The organism is Paraclostridium dentum, from assembly GCF_012922555.1.
Classification (GTDB): domain Bacteria; phylum Bacillota; class Clostridia; order Peptostreptococcales; family Peptostreptococcaceae; genus Paraclostridium; species Paraclostridium dentum.
The window spans coordinates 106,573-126,598 of sequence record NZ_WIPK01000006.1 but is presented as its reverse complement, the minus strand read 5'-3'; the positions used below and the strand labels follow the sequence as shown (position 1 = coordinate 126,598).

At 29.3% G+C, this 20,026-nt stretch carries 22 protein-coding genes; 21 read left to right on the top strand and 1 reads right to left on the bottom strand.

The features are described 5' to 3' along the window. Positions 1–9: 9 nt before the first annotated feature. Genes fliF through GFJ41_RS11200 form a run of 20 tightly spaced genes read left to right on the top strand, consistent with a single transcriptional unit; the run spans position 10 to position 19,042 of the window. On the top strand, positions 10–1,584 hold the full coding sequence (gene fliF / locus GFJ41_RS11295) for a flagellar basal-body MS-ring/collar protein FliF (RefSeq protein WP_170075346.1): 1,575 nt from the start codon (positions 10–12) through the stop codon (positions 1,582–1,584). Between the two features lie 13 nt (positions 1,585–1,597). Further along, on the top strand, positions 1,598–2,650 hold the full coding sequence (gene fliG / locus GFJ41_RS11290) for a flagellar motor switch protein FliG (protein WP_025162510.1): 1,053 nt from the start codon (positions 1,598–1,600) through the stop codon (positions 2,648–2,650). Continuing rightward, entirely contained in the window at positions 2,637–3,410 is a 774-nt protein-coding gene (locus GFJ41_RS11285; RefSeq protein WP_170075345.1) for a FliH/SctL family protein, read from the top strand. The genes fliG and GFJ41_RS11285 overlap by 14 nt, the downstream gene beginning before the upstream one ends. Continuing rightward, complete coding sequence (gene fliI / locus GFJ41_RS11280; protein WP_170075344.1) at positions 3,407–4,714, top strand: flagellar protein export ATPase FliI; 1,308 nt, start codon at positions 3,407–3,409, stop codon at positions 4,712–4,714. Before GFJ41_RS11285 ends, fliI begins: the two co-directional genes overlap by 4 nt. Positions 4,715–4,729: 15 nt before the next feature. Next, positions 4,730–5,170, top strand: coding sequence for a flagellar export protein FliJ (fliJ, locus tag GFJ41_RS11275; RefSeq protein ID WP_021429779.1), 441 nt, complete (start codon positions 4,730–4,732; stop codon positions 5,168–5,170). Between the two features lie 14 nt (positions 5,171–5,184). Next, positions 5,185–6,411: a flagellar hook-length control protein FliK gene (locus GFJ41_RS11270; RefSeq protein WP_170075343.1), complete on the top strand. Its 1,227-nt coding sequence runs from the start codon at positions 5,185–5,187 to the stop codon at positions 6,409–6,411. Positions 6,412–6,420: 9 nt separating this feature from the next. After that, complete coding sequence (locus GFJ41_RS11265; protein ID WP_226890253.1) at positions 6,421–7,026, top strand: flagellar hook assembly protein FlgD; 606 nt, start codon at positions 6,421–6,423, stop codon at positions 7,024–7,026. A gap of 4 nt (positions 7,027–7,030) precedes the next feature. Continuing rightward, on the top strand, positions 7,031–7,864 hold the full coding sequence (gene flgF / locus GFJ41_RS11260; protein ID WP_035115112.1) for a flagellar basal-body rod protein FlgF: 834 nt from the start codon (positions 7,031–7,033) through the stop codon (positions 7,862–7,864). Positions 7,865–7,878: 14 nt separating this feature from the next. Beyond that, the gene (locus GFJ41_RS11255; RefSeq protein WP_035115110.1) at positions 7,879–8,691 is read left to right on the top strand and encodes a motility protein A; all 813 of its coding nucleotides are present in this window, start codon (positions 7,879–7,881) and stop codon (positions 8,689–8,691) included. After that, complete coding sequence (locus GFJ41_RS11250; protein WP_114542999.1) at positions 8,681–9,442, top strand: OmpA/MotB family protein; 762 nt, start codon at positions 8,681–8,683, stop codon at positions 9,440–9,442. The genes GFJ41_RS11255 and GFJ41_RS11250 overlap by 11 nt, the downstream gene beginning before the upstream one ends. 11 nt (positions 9,443–9,453) lie before the next feature. Beyond that, entirely contained in the window at positions 9,454–9,858 is a 405-nt protein-coding gene (locus GFJ41_RS11245) for a hypothetical protein (protein WP_035115108.1), read from the top strand. Next, positions 9,842–10,507, top strand: coding sequence for a flagellar type III secretion system pore protein FliP (gene fliP / locus GFJ41_RS11240; protein ID WP_021429620.1), 666 nt, complete (start codon positions 9,842–9,844; stop codon positions 10,505–10,507). The genes GFJ41_RS11245 and fliP overlap by 17 nt, the downstream gene beginning before the upstream one ends. Before the next feature lie 17 nt (positions 10,508–10,524). Further along, entirely contained in the window at positions 10,525–10,794 is a 270-nt protein-coding gene (fliQ, locus tag GFJ41_RS11235) for a flagellar biosynthesis protein FliQ (protein ID WP_021429736.1), read from the top strand. Positions 10,795–10,803: 9 nt separating this feature from the next. Beyond that, entirely contained in the window at positions 10,804–12,636 is a 1,833-nt protein-coding gene (locus GFJ41_RS11230) for a fused FliR family export protein/FlhB family type III secretion system protein (protein WP_170075342.1), read from the top strand. A 13-nt stretch (positions 12,637–12,649) separates the two neighbouring features. Continuing rightward, positions 12,650–14,707: a flagellar biosynthesis protein FlhA gene (gene flhA, locus GFJ41_RS11225; RefSeq protein ID WP_170075341.1), complete on the top strand. Its 2,058-nt coding sequence runs from the start codon at positions 12,650–12,652 to the stop codon at positions 14,705–14,707. A gap of 20 nt (positions 14,708–14,727) precedes the next feature. After that, entirely contained in the window at positions 14,728–15,432 is a 705-nt protein-coding gene (locus GFJ41_RS11220) for a sigma-70 family RNA polymerase sigma factor (protein WP_021429636.1), read from the top strand. Positions 15,433–15,440: 8 nt separating this feature from the next. Then, positions 15,441–16,214: a flagellar hook-basal body complex protein gene (locus GFJ41_RS11215; protein WP_170075340.1), complete on the top strand. Its 774-nt coding sequence runs from the start codon at positions 15,441–15,443 to the stop codon at positions 16,212–16,214. 9 nt (positions 16,215–16,223) lie between these two features. Continuing rightward, a complete protein-coding gene (locus GFJ41_RS11210) occupies positions 16,224–16,979 on the top strand; it encodes a flagellar hook-basal body complex protein (RefSeq protein ID WP_035115100.1) in 756 nt (251 codons plus the stop codon). A 17-nt stretch (positions 16,980–16,996) separates the two neighbouring features. Continuing rightward, positions 16,997–17,887, top strand: coding sequence for a flagellar motor switch protein FliM (locus GFJ41_RS11205; RefSeq protein WP_035115097.1), 891 nt, complete (start codon positions 16,997–16,999; stop codon positions 17,885–17,887). Between the two features lie 36 nt (positions 17,888–17,923). Next, positions 17,924–19,042: a YeeR family protein gene (locus GFJ41_RS11200; protein WP_035115095.1), complete on the top strand. Its 1,119-nt coding sequence runs from the start codon at positions 17,924–17,926 to the stop codon at positions 19,040–19,042. A 44-nt stretch (positions 19,043–19,086) separates the two neighbouring features. Here the strand turns inward: GFJ41_RS11200 and GFJ41_RS11195 are convergent, their stop codons facing one another. Then, positions 19,087–19,272, bottom strand: a complete 186-nt coding sequence (locus tag GFJ41_RS11195) for a hypothetical protein (RefSeq protein WP_114543864.1) — start codon at positions 19,270–19,272, stop codon at positions 19,087–19,089. 329 nt (positions 19,273–19,601) lie between these two features. Between GFJ41_RS11195 and GFJ41_RS11190 the strand changes: the two genes are divergently transcribed. Next, entirely contained in the window at positions 19,602–19,922 is a 321-nt protein-coding gene (locus GFJ41_RS11190; protein ID WP_170075339.1) for a MazG-like family protein, read from the top strand. Positions 19,923–20,026 lie beyond the last annotated feature (104 nt).

The following is a 20,026-nucleotide window of genomic DNA, read 5'->3' as shown; positions in this document are numbered from 1 at the left end:
GAATTTTAAATGAATATAAAGGAATTTCCACAAAAAACAAAAGATTTTGTGATCGCAAAAAAAGATCAATTTATTGAGCTTCCTAAAAAAAAGAAAATAATAATTACAACTGCAATTGTGACTTTGGTTGTAGCAGGAATATTTGGAATTAATTATGCAAAATCAAATAAATATGCAGTGCTTTTTTCAGGATTAGATTCTAATGATGCTACGGTGGTAACTAAAGAGCTAGAGTCGAAAAAGATTGAAACTAAAATAAAAGGCGATAGTATTTTAGTACCCAAAGGAGACGTAGATAAACTTAGAATGGAATTATCAAGTAATATTTCTAATGGATCTAAGGGATTTGAGTTAATGGATGGGGGATCATCATTTGGGATGACTGATGAAGAATTCCAAATTAAAAAACAAAGAATGATTCAAGGTGAAATTGAAAAAACTATAAAAGTTTTTCCTCAAGTACAAAGTGCTAGAGTTCATATAACTCAAGGAGAAGAATCTGTATTTGCTAATGAAACAGTACCTGGGAAAGCTGCAGTTTACTTAGAGTTAAACCCTGGACAGACTTTAAAACAAGATCAAGTAATCTCTATAATGTCACTTGTTTCAGCAAGTACACAAAACGTACCAAAACAAAATGTTGAAGTAATAGATCAAAATATGAAACTATTATCAGATGGATTAATAGATGATAAAGGAAATGTACATACAAATAGCTTAAGTGAAGTTGATGAATCTATTAAAGCTGAAAAGGACTTGAGTAAAGACTTAGAAAGATCAATATTAGGTTTATTAGAACCTATATTTGGAGAAGGAAATATAAGAGCTAGTGTTAATACAGACTTAGATTTCGATTCAAGTGAAAAAACTGAACTTATAATAGATCCAAATAAAGTAATTACAAAGGAATCAAAGTCAAGCAGTAAGTCAAGTGAAAGACAAAACTCAGGTGGAGCTGTAGACAACAACATGAGTAATATTAATGAAAGTGGAAAAGGGACAGATGAAGATACTCAGCAAGAAGTAGAATATCAAACTGGGAAAACTGAGACAAAAGTAATAAAAGCTAAAGGTGGAATAAATAGGATAACTGCTTCAGTTGCAATAAATGGAACACTTACTAGTGCAGAACTAAGAAATGTTGAAGGAATGGTAGCAAATGCAGTTGGTATGCAGCCTAAAAGAGGAGATAGTGTTAAGGTAGTTTCTATGGGATTTGGCTCAGAAGACGAAGATACTTCTACATTTGGAGTTATAAAAAGTGCTATAAGTAAGGACAAATCATTAGGAAGGGTGTTAATTATAGCAGGTGTACTGAGTGTAATTATTTTACTTTTAATAATAGGTACAATAATTTATATGATTATAAAGAAAAAGAAAGCATCTAGTGAACTAGATTATGTAGATGAAGAAGATGAAATAGAACTAATCAACAAAAAACTAGAAGAGTTAGAACAAAATAGATTAAATAGTAACGAAGAAGAGGATGAGGAAAATATTAGCTTAGAAGATGAAGTTAAACAATTTGCAGCTGATAATCCAGATCAAGTTACAGACCTAGTAAATAGTTGGTTAAATGAGTAAAGGGTGAGATTATTTGCAGACAGAAGGTATAAAAGGTAATGCATATGACTTAGGAGATATACCTAAGTTTAGAAGAGTCACAGGATCTAGAAAGGCAGCTATACTTTTAATGACATTAGGGCCTGAGATAGCTTCAAGTGTAATAAAAAATCTTTCAGATAGAAAAATTCAAAAAATAGGGGTTGAAATAGCTAATATAAATACTGTAAAGCCAAGAGAAAGACGAGAGGTTTTACAAGAATTTATAGAGTTAAACAAGGGAAAAGAGTTTGTGATAGAAGGTGGAATTGACTGTGCGAAATCTTTACTTAATGGAGCATTAGGAAGTCAAAGAGCTACTAAATTATTAGAAGGTATAAAATATGACGCATATACAAAATTATTTATATCAGCTAGAAAGGCTGAGCCTGAACAAATACTAGCATGTATACAAGGTGAAAGTCCTCAGGCTATAGCCATAATATTAGCTCATATTCAACCTGATAAAGCAGCAGTAGTATTATCTGAATTACCTGATGAACTTAAGCTTGAAATTGCACTTAAGATAGGAACTACATCAAACATATCACCAGCTGTAATAAAATCTATAGACAAAGCTATAGAAGAAAAATTAAATAGCTTAGGAAAGTTAGAGATGGAAAGTGCTGGTGGTGTTAATAGCTTGGTAGATATATTAACAAATGTTGATAGAAAAACAGAGAAAAATATTATCAAATTTATCGAGCAGAAAAATGAAGAATTGGCCGAAGAAATTAAATCTAACATGTTTATCTTTGACGATATCGTTAGACTTGATAATATGGCTATTCAAAGAATTCTTAAAGAAGTTAATGTTAAAGACCTTGCGTTTGCACTCAAAGGAGCATCAGCGGATGTCTCAACTGCAATATTTAAAAATCAATCTCAAAGAGCATCACAAGCATTACGAGAAGAAATTGATTTACTTGGCAAGGTAAAGATATCTCAAGTAGAAGAAGCTCAACAAGCTATTGTAAATGTTGTTAGACGACTTGAAGATGCTGGTGAAATAACATTATCTAGAGGTTCAGACGATGAGTTTATTTAAAAGTAACAGTATTTTAAAATCTAATGGAGTAGTTTTTAAAGGTGTTAAGCCTTTAAAAACTACATCTAAAGCAAAAAAAATTAACAATGAAGAAATAATTGATGAAAATGAAGAATTAAAAGTCAAAGAAGAAATTGAAGAACAACTAAATCAAGCAAAAGATACTTGTGAAAATATGATATCAAATGCACAAGTAGAAAGTGAAAGAATTGTCCAAGAAGCACAAAATGAATGTGAAGAAATAAAAAAAAGAGCATATGAAGAAGGCCATAACATAGGATTAAGAAATGGATATGAAGATGGATACAAGGAATCATATGAAGATAATATTGAAAAAGCAAAACAAGAGTCAGAAGAGATTATAAATAAAGCAAATAATATTTTGCTACAAGCTAATGAACAATTTACAGACTTTTTAAAATGTAGTAAAAAAGATATTATTAGTTTGAGTGTATTCATAGCAGAAAAAGTCCTTAAAGAAAAATTTAAAGATGAAGAGTCTATGAATAATATACTTGAAGCCACTATAAAAGAATATGAAATTAAAGAAAATTTTGTAATAAGAACTAATGCAATCTACATAGAAAAAGTTAATGAACAATTAAATGAATTGAAAAACCAACAATTAATAAAAGGAGAATCCTTTATATTAGCAGATGACTTTATAGAACCAGGAAACGCAATAATTGAAACCAATAAAGGTAGATTAATAGTAGGGGTTGACTGTGTTTTAGAAAAGGTGAAAGAGGAACTTTTATGATAGATATAGACTTTGAAAGATTGAAAAATAAAGTTTTAGAAGTTAAAGAAGTTATATCAGAAGGTAAGGTGACTAAGATAATAGGTCTTACTGTTGAAGTGGAAGGTATAAAGGCATTTGTAGGAGAGCTTTGTACAGTTTACAATTATGCAGATGAACCTATAAACTGTGAAGTTGTTGGTTTTAAAGATAAAAATGTAATTTTAATGCCATTAGGAGAACTTGCAGGAGTAGCTCCTGGGTGTAAAGTTGTTGCTAGAGGAATACCACTTAGTGTTAAATGTAGTAATGATTTATTAGGTAAGGTGCTTGATGGAATTGGAAACCCAATAGATGATGAAGAGGTTTTAGGAGGAGAAAGATATAGTCTTTCAAATGAACCGCCAGATCCAATGAAAAGACCAAGAATAAAAAATATCATGCCTACAGGTATAAGGGCGATTGATGGGTTCTTAACTTGTGGAGAAGGTCAAAGAATAGGTATATTTGCAGGAAGTGGTGTTGGGAAAAGTACAACTTTAGGAATGATAGCAAAAACAGCTAAAGCTGATGTAAATGTTATTGCTCTTATAGGAGAAAGAGGTAGAGAAGTACTGGACTTTATAGAGAGAGACCTAGGTGAAGAAGGTATGAAAAAATCTGTAGTAGTTTGTGCAACTTCTGATAAATCACCGTTACTTAGATTAAAGGGAGCGCTAACAGCAACAGCTATAGCTGAGTATTTCAGAGACCAAGGTAAAAAAGTTATTTTAATGATGGATTCTGTAACTAGGTTTGCAATGGCTCAAAGAGAAGTTGGACTAGCTATAGGTGAGCCACCTGCACAAAAAGGGTACACACCATCAGTATTTGCACTACTTCCAAAACTTATGGAAAGAAGTGGGATGTCTGATAAAGGGTCGATAACTGCTTTTTATACAGTTTTAGTTGATGGAGATGACTTTAATGAGCCAATTGCAGATACAGTAAGAGGTATTTTAGATGGTCATATTGTTTTATCTAGAGACCTTGCACATAAAAACCATTACCCAGCTATAGATATTTTAAATAGTGTAAGTAGGCTTATGAAAGAAATTTGTGAGGACCAACATCAAGAGTGTGCATCTTTAGCAAGAGATATATTAGCTACATACAAAGAGGCTGAAGATTTAATTAATATAGGTGCATATGAAAATGGATCTAATAAAAATATAGATATAGCGATTGAATACATAGATAAAGTTAATTCATTTTTAAAGCAAGGTGTAAATGAAAAAACTAAATTTGAAGAGAGTATAGTCGAACTAAAGAACATATTCAAATAACGAGGAGAGGTTTAAGTGACAAACTATAAGTTTAAGCTACAAAAGTTATTAGATATAAAAATAAAAGAAGAAGAAGAAAGTAAATTAGAATATACAAAGGCACAAAATGATAAAAAAGTATTAGAAGACAACATCAAAAAATTAGACTGTAGTTATAAAAAATATGCTCAGTTTGAAGATGTAGAGGATACTGTAAGTCAGAAAGTAAGATTAAACTATCTTCACTCAATAAGTCAAACTATAGAGCAAAGCAATAGAATATTAGTAGAAAAAGAAAGAATAGTAGTAGAAGCTAAAGATAAATTTATTGAAAAACAAATAAATAGAAAGTCATTAGAAACATTAAAAGAAAATAAATTTATAAGGCTAAGAAAAGAAGAAGCGAGAAAAGAACAAATAGAAAATGATGAATTTGCTTTATATGCGTACATGAGAAACAAAAAGAATATATCATAAAGGATGATTGAGATATGAATTTTAACTTAAATTTTTCCTTCGACTTAGTAAACTTAGCACTTGGGAAAAGCAATTTAAGCACTAAGTTATCAAGTAAAGGTGGATTTGAAGATTTACTAGCTTCTTTAGATATTGACATTGAAAATACAAATGTAGATCAAAAAAATGAAGATTGTGATTTAATAGCATCATTAATTCAAAATCTTTTTTCAAACTTAAATAAATTAAAAGAAATTGATAATTCAGATGTAAATCCAGATTTGAAAAAAGAAGAAATTTTGAAGTCAATAAACGATACTATTTTGAGCATAAATGATAAATCAAACTTAAGCTTAAAAGCATTAGATATCGATAAGATGATGAAATTAAGTAATGATGAAATAAGTAGTTATATTGATTTAAATTTTAATTTAGATAAATTTACTAAAACTGATGATTTAGATTTACCAACTGATGATGAAATTATTTTACCTAAAGGTTTAAATCTAGATAAATTGTCGAAAAAAGCTGGTGAAGAAAACACTAAACTGGCAGAAAATATCAATGAACAGGATGAAAACCCTAAAGATGGAATTAAAAAAGTAGACAGTGAGATAAAATCTTTAAAGTCATATGAAGAATTAAATGTAGCAACAAATGCTAATAAAAATAATATTGTAGATGTGAATCAAAAAGATAAAAGCAAGGATGAAAGCTTGAGTATCTTAGAAAATATAGCAGATAAAAATGCAAGTGATTTATCTATAATAAACAACAAAACATTTACTCAAGAATCCTCTACAAATAAAAATTTGCCAGCAGTAACTATACGTGCAAGTAATATTGGCGATGATTTTATAAAAATGGTTAAATACTTAAAAAATAATAATATAGAAGAAATCAAAGTTAATATAAATCCTAAAGAGTTAGGAGATATGACTATAAAGCTTTTAAAAGATAGTGAAGCTACAAAGGTATTTATACATGTAGGAAAAGAAGAAACTTTTAATATGTTAAATAAAAATTTACATGATATAAATAAGCATCTAACCGATTTAGGAATAAAGGCTAAAGATATAGTTGTTGAAATGAAATCCAATGACCAAAATTTCTTTTCAGATAACTTAAGTCAAGAGTTTAGCAAAAAGGAAGATCAAAAGAAACAAAAAAGAAATAATAGAAGTAATAATACATCACTAAATTCTGTAGAAGATTTAGATGAAAATAAAATAGATGAATCCAATCTTAATATATTAGCTTAGAGGTAAATTATGAATAATTTTATGAAAGTAAATACACAGCAAACAAGTACTAAAACTTCAGCAAATACTAAAACTGTAGCAAATACCAAGTCATCTGGTAAAACAGAAAATGGAACAGATATAGTTATGCCTGGAGAAGAAACAAATAAAGATTTATTTTTAAAGCTACTAGTAGCACAAATGAGTAATCAAGATCCTCTAAACCCACAGGACCCTACACAATATGTAACGCAGCTTGCTCAATTTAGTTCTTTAGAGCAGATGCAAAATTTAAATGAAGGAATGGAATACCTAGTAGGATTAACTAATGGAGTTTTAGTAAACTCTGCAATGAGCACAGCATCAGCGCTTATAGGAAAGAGAATAGAAGCTTATGCTCCAGAAGAAGATAATACTGAGGAAACTAATAATGTAGCAAAAAATGATGACGAGACAGATGATAAAAAAACTATTACAGGAGTAGTAGAAGGTATAAAAATTAAAGACGGTATTGTTTATATGGAAGTAAGAGTAGATGAAACAGGAGAATTAAAATCCATAGAATATGGATCTCTTATAAAAGCAAGTGAAAATAAAGACTCTGTAGAGTCAAATACAAATAAAAAGGGAGAGTAATTATATGTTAAAGTCAATGTATTCAGGGATAAGTGGAATGAAGGCAAATCAAACTAAAATGGACGTTGTAGGTAACAATGTTGCAAATGTTGGGACGACGGCTTTTAAAAAATCAACTACAAGATTTTCAGATGCATTAAATCAAACAGTAATATATTCAAGTGTTCCTGGTGGAGCTGCGGGAGACCCTAATGTAATAGGAGGGGTTAACCCAGGGCAAATAGGTATTGGTACTAAGGTAAGTGGAATATTTAGAAATATGTTACAAGGGAATATACAACCAACAGGAAGACCAACGGATTTAGCTATAGATGGGGATGGATTCTTTGTTGTAAGTGTAGGACCTAATCAAGAAGCTTATACAAGAGATGGATCATTTACGCTAGATGCTAATGGAAACTTAGTAACAGCAGATGGATATAAAGTTTTAAATACAGAAGGAAAGCCAGTAGAAATACCAAAAGAACAACCTAATCCGAGTGGAGAAATGCAAAAAGTTTTATCTTTTAATATATCAAAAGAAGGTAAAGTTTCATATTTACTAGCAGATGGAACAAAGGTTGAAAATGCTCAAACATTAAAAATAGCAGTATTCCAAAATCCAGAAGGAATGGAATCTTTAAGTGGAAACCTTTATGGAGAAACAGCTAACTCAGGAAACCCTATGTATGGAGTAAAATATGGGCAGATAAATCAAGGGGCTATAGAAATGTCAAATGTTGATTTGTCAGAAGAATTTACAGAAATGATAGTAACAACTAGAGCATTCCAAGCGGCAAGTAAAGTTATAACAACAAGTGATGAACTTTTACAGGAAATAATAAATTTAAAGAGATAAATTAGGAGGATAATATGAAAAAAAATGATATGTTAACTCCCGTAGGTCTTGTCTTAGCTCTTGGATTTGTTGTATATGGTATATCACTAGGAAAAACAGGGATAGGTGCATTCGTAGATGCACCATCCCTAGCAATTACAGTTGGAGGATCTTTTGCATCAGTTCTTATAACATTTTCAATGGAAGATTTAAAAACGGGATTAAAAATAACTAAAGAAATATTAAGATCAGGGAATATAAATAAAGTTGATTTAGTAGATCAATTTAAGGAATTAGCTAGAAAAGTTAGAAAAGATGGACCTTTGGCAGTAGAACAAGAAGTTTCTGAAATAGAAGATGCATTTTTAAGAAAAGGCTTAGAGTTAGCAATAGATGGTATTGACATGGAAGATATTAAAGAAATATTAGAAATAGAAATAGATGAAGTAGAAAGTAAATATACTACAGGGTCAAAAATATTTAAAATATGGGGATCTTATGCGCCTGCATTTGGTATGGTTGGAACATTAATAGGATTAATTCAAATGCTTTCAGACATGGGGAGCCCAGATACTATATCTAGTGGTATGGCTGCCGCTCTTATAACAACATTTTATGGGGCATTAATGGCTAATGCTATACTAAATCCAATTGGATTTAACATTCAAATAAAAGGGGAAAGAGAATGTGAACGTATGGATATGATGATTTGCGGAATTATGAGTATCCAAAATGGAGATAGCACTAGAGTTATTGAAGAAAAATTAGTAAACTTCTTAACTCCAAAAGAAAAGAAATCTTATTACACTAGAGGAACGATAGAAGGTGAAGCAGTAAATGTCGCGTAGAGATAGAAGAAGAGGAAAAGGCGATGATGTAGAAACAGGGTCTTGGATGGATACATATGCTGACACAATAACACTACTTCTTACCTTCTTTATCCTACTATATTCAATATCGGCAGTAGATAGTCAAAAGTTAAGTAAATTATCAAAAGCTTTAAAAAGTTCTTTAGGTGGAAGTACATCTATAGAAAAACTTGAAAATATAGAAGATTTAAAAGTAGGAGTAGGAAAGTCTAATTTAGAAAAAGAGGACCTTGCAAAAAAAGTTAATAAAGCAGTACAAGATAATAATCTACAAGACTCAGTTAAAGTAAGAGAAGAAGATAGAGGTATAGTACTTCAATTAGATGAAAATATACTTTATGATTCAGGAAAATCAGATTTAAAAGAAACGAGTATAAAAGCATTAGACACTATAACAAAATTAGTTAAAGATATGGATAATGATGTTTTAGTAGAAGGACATACAGATAATATACCTATACATAACTCACAGTATGCATCAAACTGGGAACTATCAACAGCCAGAGCTGTAAGTGTTGTAAGGTATTTTGTTGAAAATAAAGAGGTTCCACCAACTAGATTTGCAGTAAAAGGATATGCAGAGTTTAGACCTTTAGTAGCTAACGATACTCCAGAAAATAGATCTACAAATAGAAGAGTAGACATCTTAATAGTAGATAAAAAAGAAAAGGCTAAGCAACAAGAAGAAGAAAGTCAACAACCGCAACAAAGTCAAGACACGAAGGAGTAAGATAACTTATTATGTATGAAACATTGAGATACTTAGTAAACTTAAGTGCATTTATAATTCTGATGATTGGAGTAATTGCTATTGCTTATAAAATTAATGGAATAAACTTACAAAATGTTGGAATGTATAAATATGCAAAAATTTTAGAAAAAGTTGGGATTAATAAAGATACATATTTAGTTGTTTTAAAAACAGGGGAAGATGGATGTGTATTGCTAGTCTCAAATAATAATATAGAAAGAATAAAAGATTTAACTCCAGAGGACATAAAAGAGATAGAAGATAAAAGACAAAATAACAATGTATTAAAAGTAGATAAATTAAAGTTTAAAAAATTGAACTTAAAAAAAGATATACAAAACCCTATAAATTTAATAGGTAAGCTAAAGGAGAAAAAAGATGCAAACATTAAGTGATATAACACCATATTTAAGCGATTATACTCCTTTAATGAAAATGTTTATAGTTTTAACAGGTTTAATGTTTTTAGGTGCAATTGTCTTTATGATGACAAGTTTTGTAAGAATTATAATAACTTTTTCTTTTATAAAGTCTGCACTAGGTGCACAACAAACAATACCTAATCAAGTATTAGTTGGACTTGCAATATGCTTGACTATGTTTATTATGGCTCCTACTGTAAAGCAAATAAATGAACAAGCACTAAAACCCTACATGAGTCATGAAATTAAGTTTGAAGAAGCCGTAGAAAAAGCAGAAAAACCTATAAGAAAATTCTTATTAAAACAGACTAGACAAGAAGATATAAAACTATTTGTTGAAAACTCAGATTTAAATGAAAAGAATTTAACTAGAGAAAATATACCCTTATATATATTAATACCAGCATTTTCTATTAGTGAATTAAAAACAGCTTTCCAAATAGGATTTTTAATTTATTTACCATTCTTGTTAATAGATTTAGTAGTATCAAGTGTACTTATGTCTATGGGTATGTTTATGCTACCACCTGTTATGATTTCACTACCATTTAAACTATTGTTATTTATTATGGTAGATGGATGGAATTTATTAATAAAATCTTTATTGCTAAGTTTTCAATAATTGAGGAGCGTACTAAAATGAGTGAAAGTGTAGTAGTCAGCATAGTAAAAGAAACTTTATATACAGGAATGTTAATAGCAGGACCTATTTTAATATTATCTTTATTGGTAGGTTTACTAATAAGTATATTTCAGGCGACCACTCAAATCCAAGAACAGACATTATCTTTTATACCGAAGTTGATAGTTGTAGCTATTACATTGGCGATCGGTGGAGCTTGGATGTTAAATGAGCTTATTCAATTTACAAATAAAATTATGAATATGGTTGCAAATATAAAAGGATAACTTTTAAAATTGATATTTGTATTTTTAAGATTGATTGCATTTTTTTCATGCATAACTATAATTTTCCCGAGTGGAACGCCAAATGTATTTAAAGTTACTTTCACACTATTTATGTCGGTAATAATTACTTCTACAATAAATGTTAATGTAGAGGTTAAAAATGTATATGAACTAGTCAATATTGGAGTAATGGAAACTATAACAGGATTAGTTTTAGGTTATATAACAAGTATATGTATAAACAGTTTAAAGATAGCTGGAAGCTTAATAGATCAACAACTTGGGTTATCGATGATAAATATTTACGATCCAACCAGCCATGAGAGTAACACACTAATTGAGAATATAGTTTATTGGATTGGAATAATGGTATTTTTTAGCATAAACGGACATCATGAGCTTATAAAAGGTATAAGTCAAAGTTTTAAACTTATTGAGGTTGGAAGTTACATATTAAAAGATAATTACACATATGTTGTAAATATATTTATTCAGTGCTTTATAATCGGATTTAAGATAGCAGTTCCTATAATACTAGCACTTATAATAACAGATTTTATAATGGGTTTAATTTCAAGAAGTGTACCACAATTAAATGTAATGGTAATAGGAATGCCTTTAAAAGTAATTGTTGGAATAATGTTTTTTGTGATTTCATTACCATTTATATTAAATGAATTACATAATTTATTGATTAATATGACTGATATTTTAGATGGAACCTTTAAAGCCACTAGCAAAATGCATGTAACATCTATGGCACCCTTAGGTTTTTTACTTTCAACTGATGACAAAACAGAAGAGCCTACTGGCAAAAAAATAAAAGATGCTAGAAAAAGCGGAAATATAGCAAAAAGTAAAGAAGTTGTAACTACTGTAACACTTTTAGGTGTACTTATGATAATTTATGCTATGTCTGATTTTATAATTGGGGAGCTACAAAGCTATATAGTTCAATATTTAAATACTGGTTTTACAAATGAGTTTTCAATAGTATTGGTAAAAGATTTATTGATGATTCTTTTAATGGGATTTATGAAAATTATAATACCCGTTGGTATGATTATCATACTTTTTTCATCAATAGGAAACCTTATGCAAAGTGGTTTTTTAATGACAACAGATCCATTAAAGCCAAAGTTATCAAAACTAAATCCTATAAGTGGATTTAAAAATATGTTTTCTAAGAAAGCATTAGGAAATTTAATAAAAAGTGTAATCATTGTAACTGTTCTTTTTAAAGTAGGATACTCATTTATGGAGAAAAACTTCATGGGGATAATGAAAACCGGAGATATTTATCTACCATATTTAATGAGAACGATAGTTGAGTTAATTAGAGATTTAATACAAAATATAATTCTTGTTTTAGTAGTTGTATCTACCCTAGATTATGCATATCAAAAGTATGTATATAAAAAAGATCTTAAAATGACAAAACAAGAGGTAAAAGAAGAGTTTAAGCAAATGGAAGGTAACCCAGAAATAAAAGGTAAGATAAAGCAAAAGCAAAGAGAAATGTCATCAAGAAGAATGATGGAATCTGTACCATCAGCTAGTGTAATTGTAACAAATCCTACTCATATATCTATAGCTATAAAATATGAAAAAGGAGCAGATTCTGCGCCAATAGTTGTAGCAAAAGGAGCAGACTTAATAGCCTTTAAGATAAGAGAAATAGCAAAAGAGCATGATATACCTATTATAGAAAATAAGCCTTTAGCAAGACTTATTTATAAAGAAGTAGAGATTGAACAAGAGATACCAGAAAAGATGTATCAAGAAGTAGCAGAGGTATTAGTTGCAGTTTATAAAATAAAAAATAGATATAAAAAAATATAAAAAGAGGTTTTAAATGGAAAAATTAGGACTTAAAAAAAGAACTGATATATTAGTTGGATTTGGGATAATTGGAATTATACTTATGATAATAATTCCACTACCACCTTTTTTATTAGATATAATGCTAGCTATAAATATAGGGCTGTCAGTGCTTATATTACTAATGACAATATTTTCAACTAGTATATTAGAATTATCAATATTTCCAACGATACTTCTAGTGACAACTTTATTTAGGCTAGGTCTTAATATATCATCTACAAGACTTATATTAGGACAAGGATATGCAGGAAATGTTATAGAGTCTTTTGGAAGTTTTGTTGTTGGAGGAAATTACGTAGTTGGTATAATCATATTTTTAATAATAGTAATAATACAATTTGTTGTTATAACAAATGGTTCGAGTAGAGTATCTGAAGTATCAGCAAGATTTACCTTAGATGCAATGCCAGGTAAGCAGATGAGTATAGATGCAGATTTAAATGCAGGAGCTATAGATGAAAAGACAGCTAGAAAAAGAAGAAAAGAATTGCAACAAGAAGCTGAGTTTTATGGTTCTATGGATGGGGCATCAAAGTTTGTAAAAGGCGATGCAATTGCAGGTATAATCATAACTACAATAAACATACTTGCAGGTATAGTTATTGGGGTTGTAATGCTTGATATGGATTTTATGGAATCGATTCAAACTTATACAAGACTTACAATTGGAGATGGGTTAGTAAGTCAGGTTCCTGCATTAATTATTTCAACATCTGCAGGTATATTAGTAACTAAAGTTAATGGCGATGAAAACTTTAGTAGTCAATTAGGAAAACAGTTAATATCAATTCCTAAAGCAGTAATTATGGCAGGTATAGTTTTAGTATTACTAGGATTATTACCTGGATTACCTAAATTATCATTTTTCACTTTAGGTGCAGGAGCTATATTTATAGGCTACACACTTAAAAAAGAAGAAAAAGAGGCCGAAGAGGAAGCCTTATATGAAGTTGAAGCTGCGCCGACAGCTGAGGAAAGTCTGGAAAATGCAGAAGATGTTTCATCTCTTTTAAATGTAGAACCTATAGAGATAGAAATTGGATATGGAATAATTCCTTTAGCTGATGAAAGTAGTGGCGGAGATTTATTACAAAGGATTGTATCTGTTAGAAGACAATGTGCAATTGATATGGGAATAATAGTTCATCCGATAAGGATAAGAGATAACCTACAGTTAAATCCAAATCAATATACTATAAAAATAAAAGGTATACCAGTAACAACATATGAACTTATGCCAAATATGCTTTTATGTATGAACCCAATGGGCATGGACGTAGATTTGGATGGTATATCAACTAAAGAACCTACATTTGGGTTAGATGCCTTATGGATAGAAAAAGACAAAGCAGAAGAGGCAGAATTATACGGATTTACTGTTGTAGACCCTACAACTATATTAGTAACTCACTTACTTGAGACTATAAAATCTAAATCTCATGAACTTATGGGACGTCAAGAAGTAAAGGCGATAATAGATGCTACAAGAGAAAAATACAGTGCAGTTGTAGAAGAGTTAATACCAGATTTAATGACATTAGGAGAAGTTCAAAAAGTATTCCAAAATCTATTAAAAGAAAAGGTATCTATAAAAGATAGAGTCACTATACTAGAAACTTTAGCAGATAATGCAAGAAATACTAAAGATTTAGAGTTACTTACCGAATATGTAAGAATGGCTATGAGTAGAAGTATATGTCTTGAATTAATAGATGAAAACAATTCGATAGTAGTTACAACACTATCTATGGAAATTGAAAATTTAGTAGCTAATAGTTTACAAAGATCTGTAAATGGAACATATCCAGCTATAGATCCAGAAACTACTAATAAGATTTTCAAAGGAATACAATCGACTGTAGAGTCTGTTAATTTTAATAATAATAGACCAATAGTATTAGTTTCTCCTAAGATAAGAGCACCGTTTAGAAAATTAGTTGAAATGGTGTTTACTAACTTAACTATACTGTCATTAAATGAAATACCTAATGATGTACAAATAAAATCTCAAGGGGTAATTAATATATAGTGATTGGAGTTGTTGACATTATGATTAGTAAAGAAGAACTTATAAATCAAAATATGCCTATTGTTAGAAGCATTGCTTCTAAGTATTATACAAATAAAATAGGAATGGAATACGAAGACTTAGTAAGTTATGGGGTTATGGGATTATTAGATGCAAGTGATAAGTTTGATGAAGGAAAAGGCGTTAAATTTTCAACTTATGCTTCTATAAGAATAACATCTTATATAATAGATGAAATTAGAAAACAATCACCAGTATCTAGAGGATGCATAAGTAAAGTAAGATCATATAAAAATTGTATAGAAAATTTACAACATAAAAATTTTAGAGAACCTACAGTAAATGAAATAGCTGACTTTATGGAAATATCAAATGACGAAGTTCATAAAATAAGAAAAAGCACTTTAAATTTAAGTACAAGTTCTCTTGATAATATGGTTTTAGATAGCGAAAATGATTTAAAGCTTATAGATATAATAAAAGACGAGTCTATAAACGTAGAAGCATCAATAGAAAAAGAAGAACTTATAGAAACAGTAGCTAAGGCGTTAGACTTACTAAAGGAAAAGGATAGACTTGTACTATCACTGTATTATTATGAAGAATTGACACTTAAAGAAATTGGCGAAATATTAGGAGTTACAGAGTCTAGAGTTTCACAGTTAAGTAAAAAGGCTATTTCAAATTTAAGAGGTATGATGAAAAAACTAAAATACCTGGATTAGGAGGAAATATGATAAGAGGACTATATGCATCTGTATCTTCGATGTTAAATTTACAGTCGAGACAAAGTATAATAACAAACAATATAGCAAATATAAAAACTAATGGGTATAAAGAAGATAAATTAATATCTAAAAGTTTTGAAGAAATGACTTTATCCAATAATGATAATTACCAAAATGGAAAAGCATATCAACAAATTTTAGGTGGAGTAAGTTTTGGTACTAGAATAGACGAAGTTAATACAAATTTTAAGCAAGGTACATTTGTAGCAACTGAAAATAATTCCGATTTTGCAATCGATGGTAGTGGTTTTTTTCAGATAAGAGACTTTGGTGGAAATACATTTTATTCTAGAGATGGATCATTTAAGGTTAACTCACAAGGATACCTTGTAACAAATGGTGGTCATAATGTTATGGGATTAAATCAGGCAACAGGCGCTAATGAACCTATATATGTAGGTAATGGTAAAATTACAGTTACACCTTCAAACGAGCTTATGGTAGAAGGTGGATCTAGTTATAAATTTTCTATTGTAGATTTTGATGATTACAAAAATCTTAAAAAAGTTGGAGATAACTTATACTCAGGAAATAACCCTAAAAACTCAAATAACTATTCTATAAAACAAGGATATGTAGAAGGGTCAAATGTAGATTACATAAGCTCAGTAACAGAAATGATGGAAACAGTAAAAGAGTTTGAAGCTAATCAAAAAGTTATACAAACTATAGATTCAACATTAAGACAAATAGCTAATGAAATCGGAAATGTAAGGTAGGTATAAAATATGTATAATATAATGCATAATAGTAAGTCTGGGATGTTATCAAGTCAATCTAATATAGATTTGATTTCAAATAATATAACAAATTCACAGACTGTAGGATATAAAAAATTAGATGCTAATTTTTTAGATTTATATCAAGAATCATTACATAAAAATTCATACCCAACTAACTCTACAAGCGTTAGAACTGGTACTGGAAGTAGGATATCTCAAGCAACTAGAAATTATGAACAAGGTGCAATTAAAGAAACTAAAATAAATACTAATTTAGCAATAGATGGAGATGGATTTTTTAGAGTGATGAGATCAGATGGAAGCTATGCATACACAAGAAATGGAGAATTTAATTTAGATTCAACTGGTAAATTAGTAGATGATAAGGGTAATATACTAGATATACAACCTTTAAATGGGAATGGTAAAAATATTGATCTAAAAAATGGAGATTTAAGTATACATAAGAATGGGGAAATATATCTAGATAATAACAAAGTTGGAGTGATTAATTTATATCAACCTAAAGGAGATGCTGATTTTGTATCAGTAGGAGATAATTTATTTACTGCAAAGCCAACTAATGTTGAAGCGGTACAAAATAAAAGCATATTACAAGGACATGTAGAAATGTCTAATGTAAACATGCAAGATGAGATGGTAAATTTAATAATGGCTCAAAGGTCATTTCAGTATAACAGCAAGGGTATACAGGTAGGAGACGATATGTGGTCAATGGTAAACAATCTTCAAAGTAGATAGAATCGGAGGCATATAAAATGGAAATTACAATCAGAGATTATGATTTTAAAAAACCTCAAAGATATTCTGCTGATAATATGAGATTTTTATCACTTATAGCTGAAGACTTTTGCAAGTATATGAATTTAAATATAGCATATGATTTAAAACAGAAAAGCATAAATGCTAAACTTAAAAAAGTAAGGCAAACTAATTTTGAAGAATTTATGAAATCGATTGAATATGACTCGATAATAATAGAACATGACATATTACCCTTAGTAAAGGGACTTATATATCAAATGGATAAAACAGTAGCTCTTACACTTATAGATTTGATGTTAGGTGGAGATGGAAGCTTTAAAAATAAAAATAGAGAACTAACTGAAATTGATAAGCATCTAATTTTGAATATTGCTGAAACTTTTATAAAAAGATTACACATAGTAGAAGGATGTAATAAGCGGGAAGTTTCAAATATTTATACCAATATTGAATCCAGTAATAAGTTTTCAGTAAGTGAGTCTGTACTTATTGCACAAATGACTATGTATAATGGTACCGAAGAAATTGGAAAGATGCATTTTTGCAATCCTTATTGTTGTATGGAGCCAGTACTTGAACAATTAGAAACAAAAAAACTTCTAAAAACTAGAGATATAGAAGGTCAATATGAATTTACCAATGCTATATATCAAAACATTTGTAGTGTAAAGGCTGATATGACTGCAACATTAGGAAATACAAACATATCTGTAAGAGACCTTATTAATTTAAATGTAGGAGATGTTTTGAAACTAGACAATAAAGCGAATGGAGTTGCACTACTTAGCGTAAATAGATATAATGTTTATGAGTGTAAGCCAGGGCTTATAAAAAATAAAAAAGGACTTATTATAGTAGACACAATAGATAAACAACAACCATAGATAACAAAGTTCATTTGTAAAGGGTGAAAATTATATATGACAAAGATACTAAAAAGTAAATATAGTAGCAGTGGCGAACGATGTGTTGATGCATGTCTGAATTATGGTGAATTAAGGTTTATAAACGAAGATGGATCACCTATGAGTATTGAAATACCTCTAGATAAATATGAAGAAGCTATAGCGGACTTTGAAGATAGAATAAAGGAAGGTATGACGCATGCAACATTAGAGCCAAAGGAGATATTAAAAAGAGGAGCTTTTACATACAATCAAGCTAAAATTATAGCTAATGAAGGTAAAGTAAGAGGAGTAGAATTTTTTGAAATTGATGGAAGTGTAGAAACAGAACATATACTAGGCATGTCAGGGTGTATAGAATATGCGCTATCTATATGGAATGGAGATTCGAAAAATGAAGCGCTTATCAAATCTATTTTGAGAAGTATAAAAATTTACGGAGATAAATTTATTGAAAGTATAAACTTGGATAATACTGTGGATAAAAGTGAATACTGTAGATTTGCAAATAGTCTACACTCTACGAATAATTCACTTGATATAGATTTGTATAAATATAGAAACCATACAATAGAAGATGATTTCTATTTAGAAGACGAAAAAAATTATCAAAAGATTAACAATATGAAACTGATATTAGGTATTTTAGGAGGGACATTAGCCTTCTTTATATTGGCTCTTATTACTAACTTTGGGAAATTATTAAATAATTCTTATATATACATATTGCTAAACATAGTAGGAATAGGTGCAGGAGGATTTGCAACAGCTAGATTATCAAAATTAATACTTGATAAATATATAAAAAATACTAATCAAGAAGTTATGGAAATGTTCAATGAAGAAGTTGAAAGAGTTTCAAGAGATAATTTATTAACAGAAAAAGAAATTTACATAATATTAAAAAATATTACCAAAGGTGAATTTTCAAAACTACTTTTAGATATGAAAGGTAGTGTAAATAAGAAAATTTCTAGTGTTAATATAGTTAATAAGGAAAGTAAATTTATATTAGATGCAAGAAGATATGTAATATTACCAAGTGAATATGAAATAAAGCAAGCATTAGACTCACTAGTTAATGGATATAAATCAAAGTTAGATAATGATTATAATGTAGAAAATGTAAAATAACATGAAAAAAAGAGCTATATATATAGCTCTTTTTTATTTAAGTTTTAACTTTCAAGTCCTTTTTTCATTGGAGAGAATACTAACCCTGAAAATATAAGTCCACATAATGCGCAACCTATATAAAGTACAGGAGTTAATACAGGTTTATCTAGTAAATTTCCAGATATACCACAGATTAGTCCTAATAATAAGAACATAACCATATTATAACTTCTTCTCAACCGATCCATTGCTGATTACAACCCCCTTTAAATTTACGAAAATCGTAGGAAGTAAAAACACGAGGTAGCCAATTAAATTTCAAATTAGCTACATATATATATATTAACACAAATTTAATACTAAACCAATAAAACTAGGTATTTTACTGATTTTGTTAATAAGATTTAACATTGAAATTCTATCAAATATGTATTAAAAAAAATATATGAGGATATGCAAGGTTCAGCTACATTTCAAGCTGAACTTTGCTTGTGGAGCAAAAACATGTATATCATCTTCTATCTAAGACTTATGTTATACTAAATATGTTATGTAATTAAAGAAAAGAGGTATAACAATGAACAACAACACATTAGTCAATTTTGAAGAAATTCAAAAACTAACAGAAGTAGATAAAAAAACAATAGAACAAAGGGCTTTAAAATTAACAGAAGAAACAGGAGAAGTAGCACAAGCTATACTTAGTAATATAAATGCATGTGGATGTGGATATAAAAATAAGTCAAAGCATGATATAACTGAAGAATGTTTAGATGTTATTATAGTTGCAAGTTCAATAATAAGTCAAAATTATGAAAATGAAGTAGATATTGAACTTATAAAAGAAATATACAATAAAAAATTAGGAAAATGGAAAGAAAAGTGCAGTCAAAAGTAGAAGTTAACTCATAAAAAGTGAGTTAACTTTTTTAGTTTTAGGAAAATGTATTCTTTTAAAATGCATTGATAGATATAAATTTTTATCATATGTATAAAATAATA

What these genes read in the sequence shown, in the direction of transcription:
- fliF (WP_170075346.1), top strand. Translation starts at nt 10, where the DNA reads ATGAATATAAAGGAATTTCCACAAAAAACAAAAGATTTTGTGATCGCA.
- GFJ41_RS11285 (WP_170075345.1), top strand. Translation starts at nt 2,637, where the DNA reads ATGAGTTTATTTAAAAGTAACAGTATTTTAAAATCTAATGGAGTAGTT.
- fliI (WP_170075344.1), top strand. Translation starts at nt 3,407, where the DNA reads ATGATAGATATAGACTTTGAAAGATTGAAAAATAAAGTTTTAGAAGTT.
- GFJ41_RS11270 (WP_170075343.1), top strand. Translation starts at nt 5,185, where the DNA reads ATGAATTTTAACTTAAATTTTTCCTTCGACTTAGTAAACTTAGCACTT.
- GFJ41_RS11265 (WP_226890253.1), top strand. Translation starts at nt 6,421, where the DNA reads ATGAATAATTTTATGAAAGTAAATACACAGCAAACAAGTACTAAAACT.
- flgF (WP_035115112.1), top strand. Translation starts at nt 7,031, where the DNA reads ATGTTAAAGTCAATGTATTCAGGGATAAGTGGAATGAAGGCAAATCAA.
- GFJ41_RS11255 (WP_035115110.1), top strand. Translation starts at nt 7,879, where the DNA reads ATGAAAAAAAATGATATGTTAACTCCCGTAGGTCTTGTCTTAGCTCTT.
- GFJ41_RS11250 (WP_114542999.1), top strand. Translation starts at nt 8,681, where the DNA reads ATGTCGCGTAGAGATAGAAGAAGAGGAAAAGGCGATGATGTAGAAACA.
- GFJ41_RS11245 (WP_035115108.1), top strand. Translation starts at nt 9,454, where the DNA reads ATGTATGAAACATTGAGATACTTAGTAAACTTAAGTGCATTTATAATT.
- fliP (WP_021429620.1), top strand. Translation starts at nt 9,842, where the DNA reads ATGCAAACATTAAGTGATATAACACCATATTTAAGCGATTATACTCCT.
- fliQ (WP_021429736.1), top strand. Translation starts at nt 10,525, where the DNA reads ATGAGTGAAAGTGTAGTAGTCAGCATAGTAAAAGAAACTTTATATACA.
- flhA (WP_170075341.1), top strand. Translation starts at nt 12,650, where the DNA reads ATGGAAAAATTAGGACTTAAAAAAAGAACTGATATATTAGTTGGATTT.
- GFJ41_RS11220 (WP_021429636.1), top strand. Translation starts at nt 14,728, where the DNA reads ATGATTAGTAAAGAAGAACTTATAAATCAAAATATGCCTATTGTTAGA.
- GFJ41_RS11215 (WP_170075340.1), top strand. Translation starts at nt 15,441, where the DNA reads ATGATAAGAGGACTATATGCATCTGTATCTTCGATGTTAAATTTACAG.
- GFJ41_RS11210 (WP_035115100.1), top strand. Translation starts at nt 16,224, where the DNA reads ATGTATAATATAATGCATAATAGTAAGTCTGGGATGTTATCAAGTCAA.
- GFJ41_RS11205 (WP_035115097.1), top strand. Translation starts at nt 16,997, where the DNA reads ATGGAAATTACAATCAGAGATTATGATTTTAAAAAACCTCAAAGATAT.
- GFJ41_RS11200 (WP_035115095.1), top strand. Translation starts at nt 17,924, where the DNA reads ATGACAAAGATACTAAAAAGTAAATATAGTAGCAGTGGCGAACGATGT.
- GFJ41_RS11195 (WP_114543864.1), bottom strand. Translation starts at nt 19,272, where the DNA reads ATGGATCGGTTGAGAAGAAGTTATAATATGGTTATGTTCTTATTATTA.
- GFJ41_RS11190 (WP_170075339.1), top strand. Translation starts at nt 19,602, where the DNA reads ATGAACAACAACACATTAGTCAATTTTGAAGAAATTCAAAAACTAACA.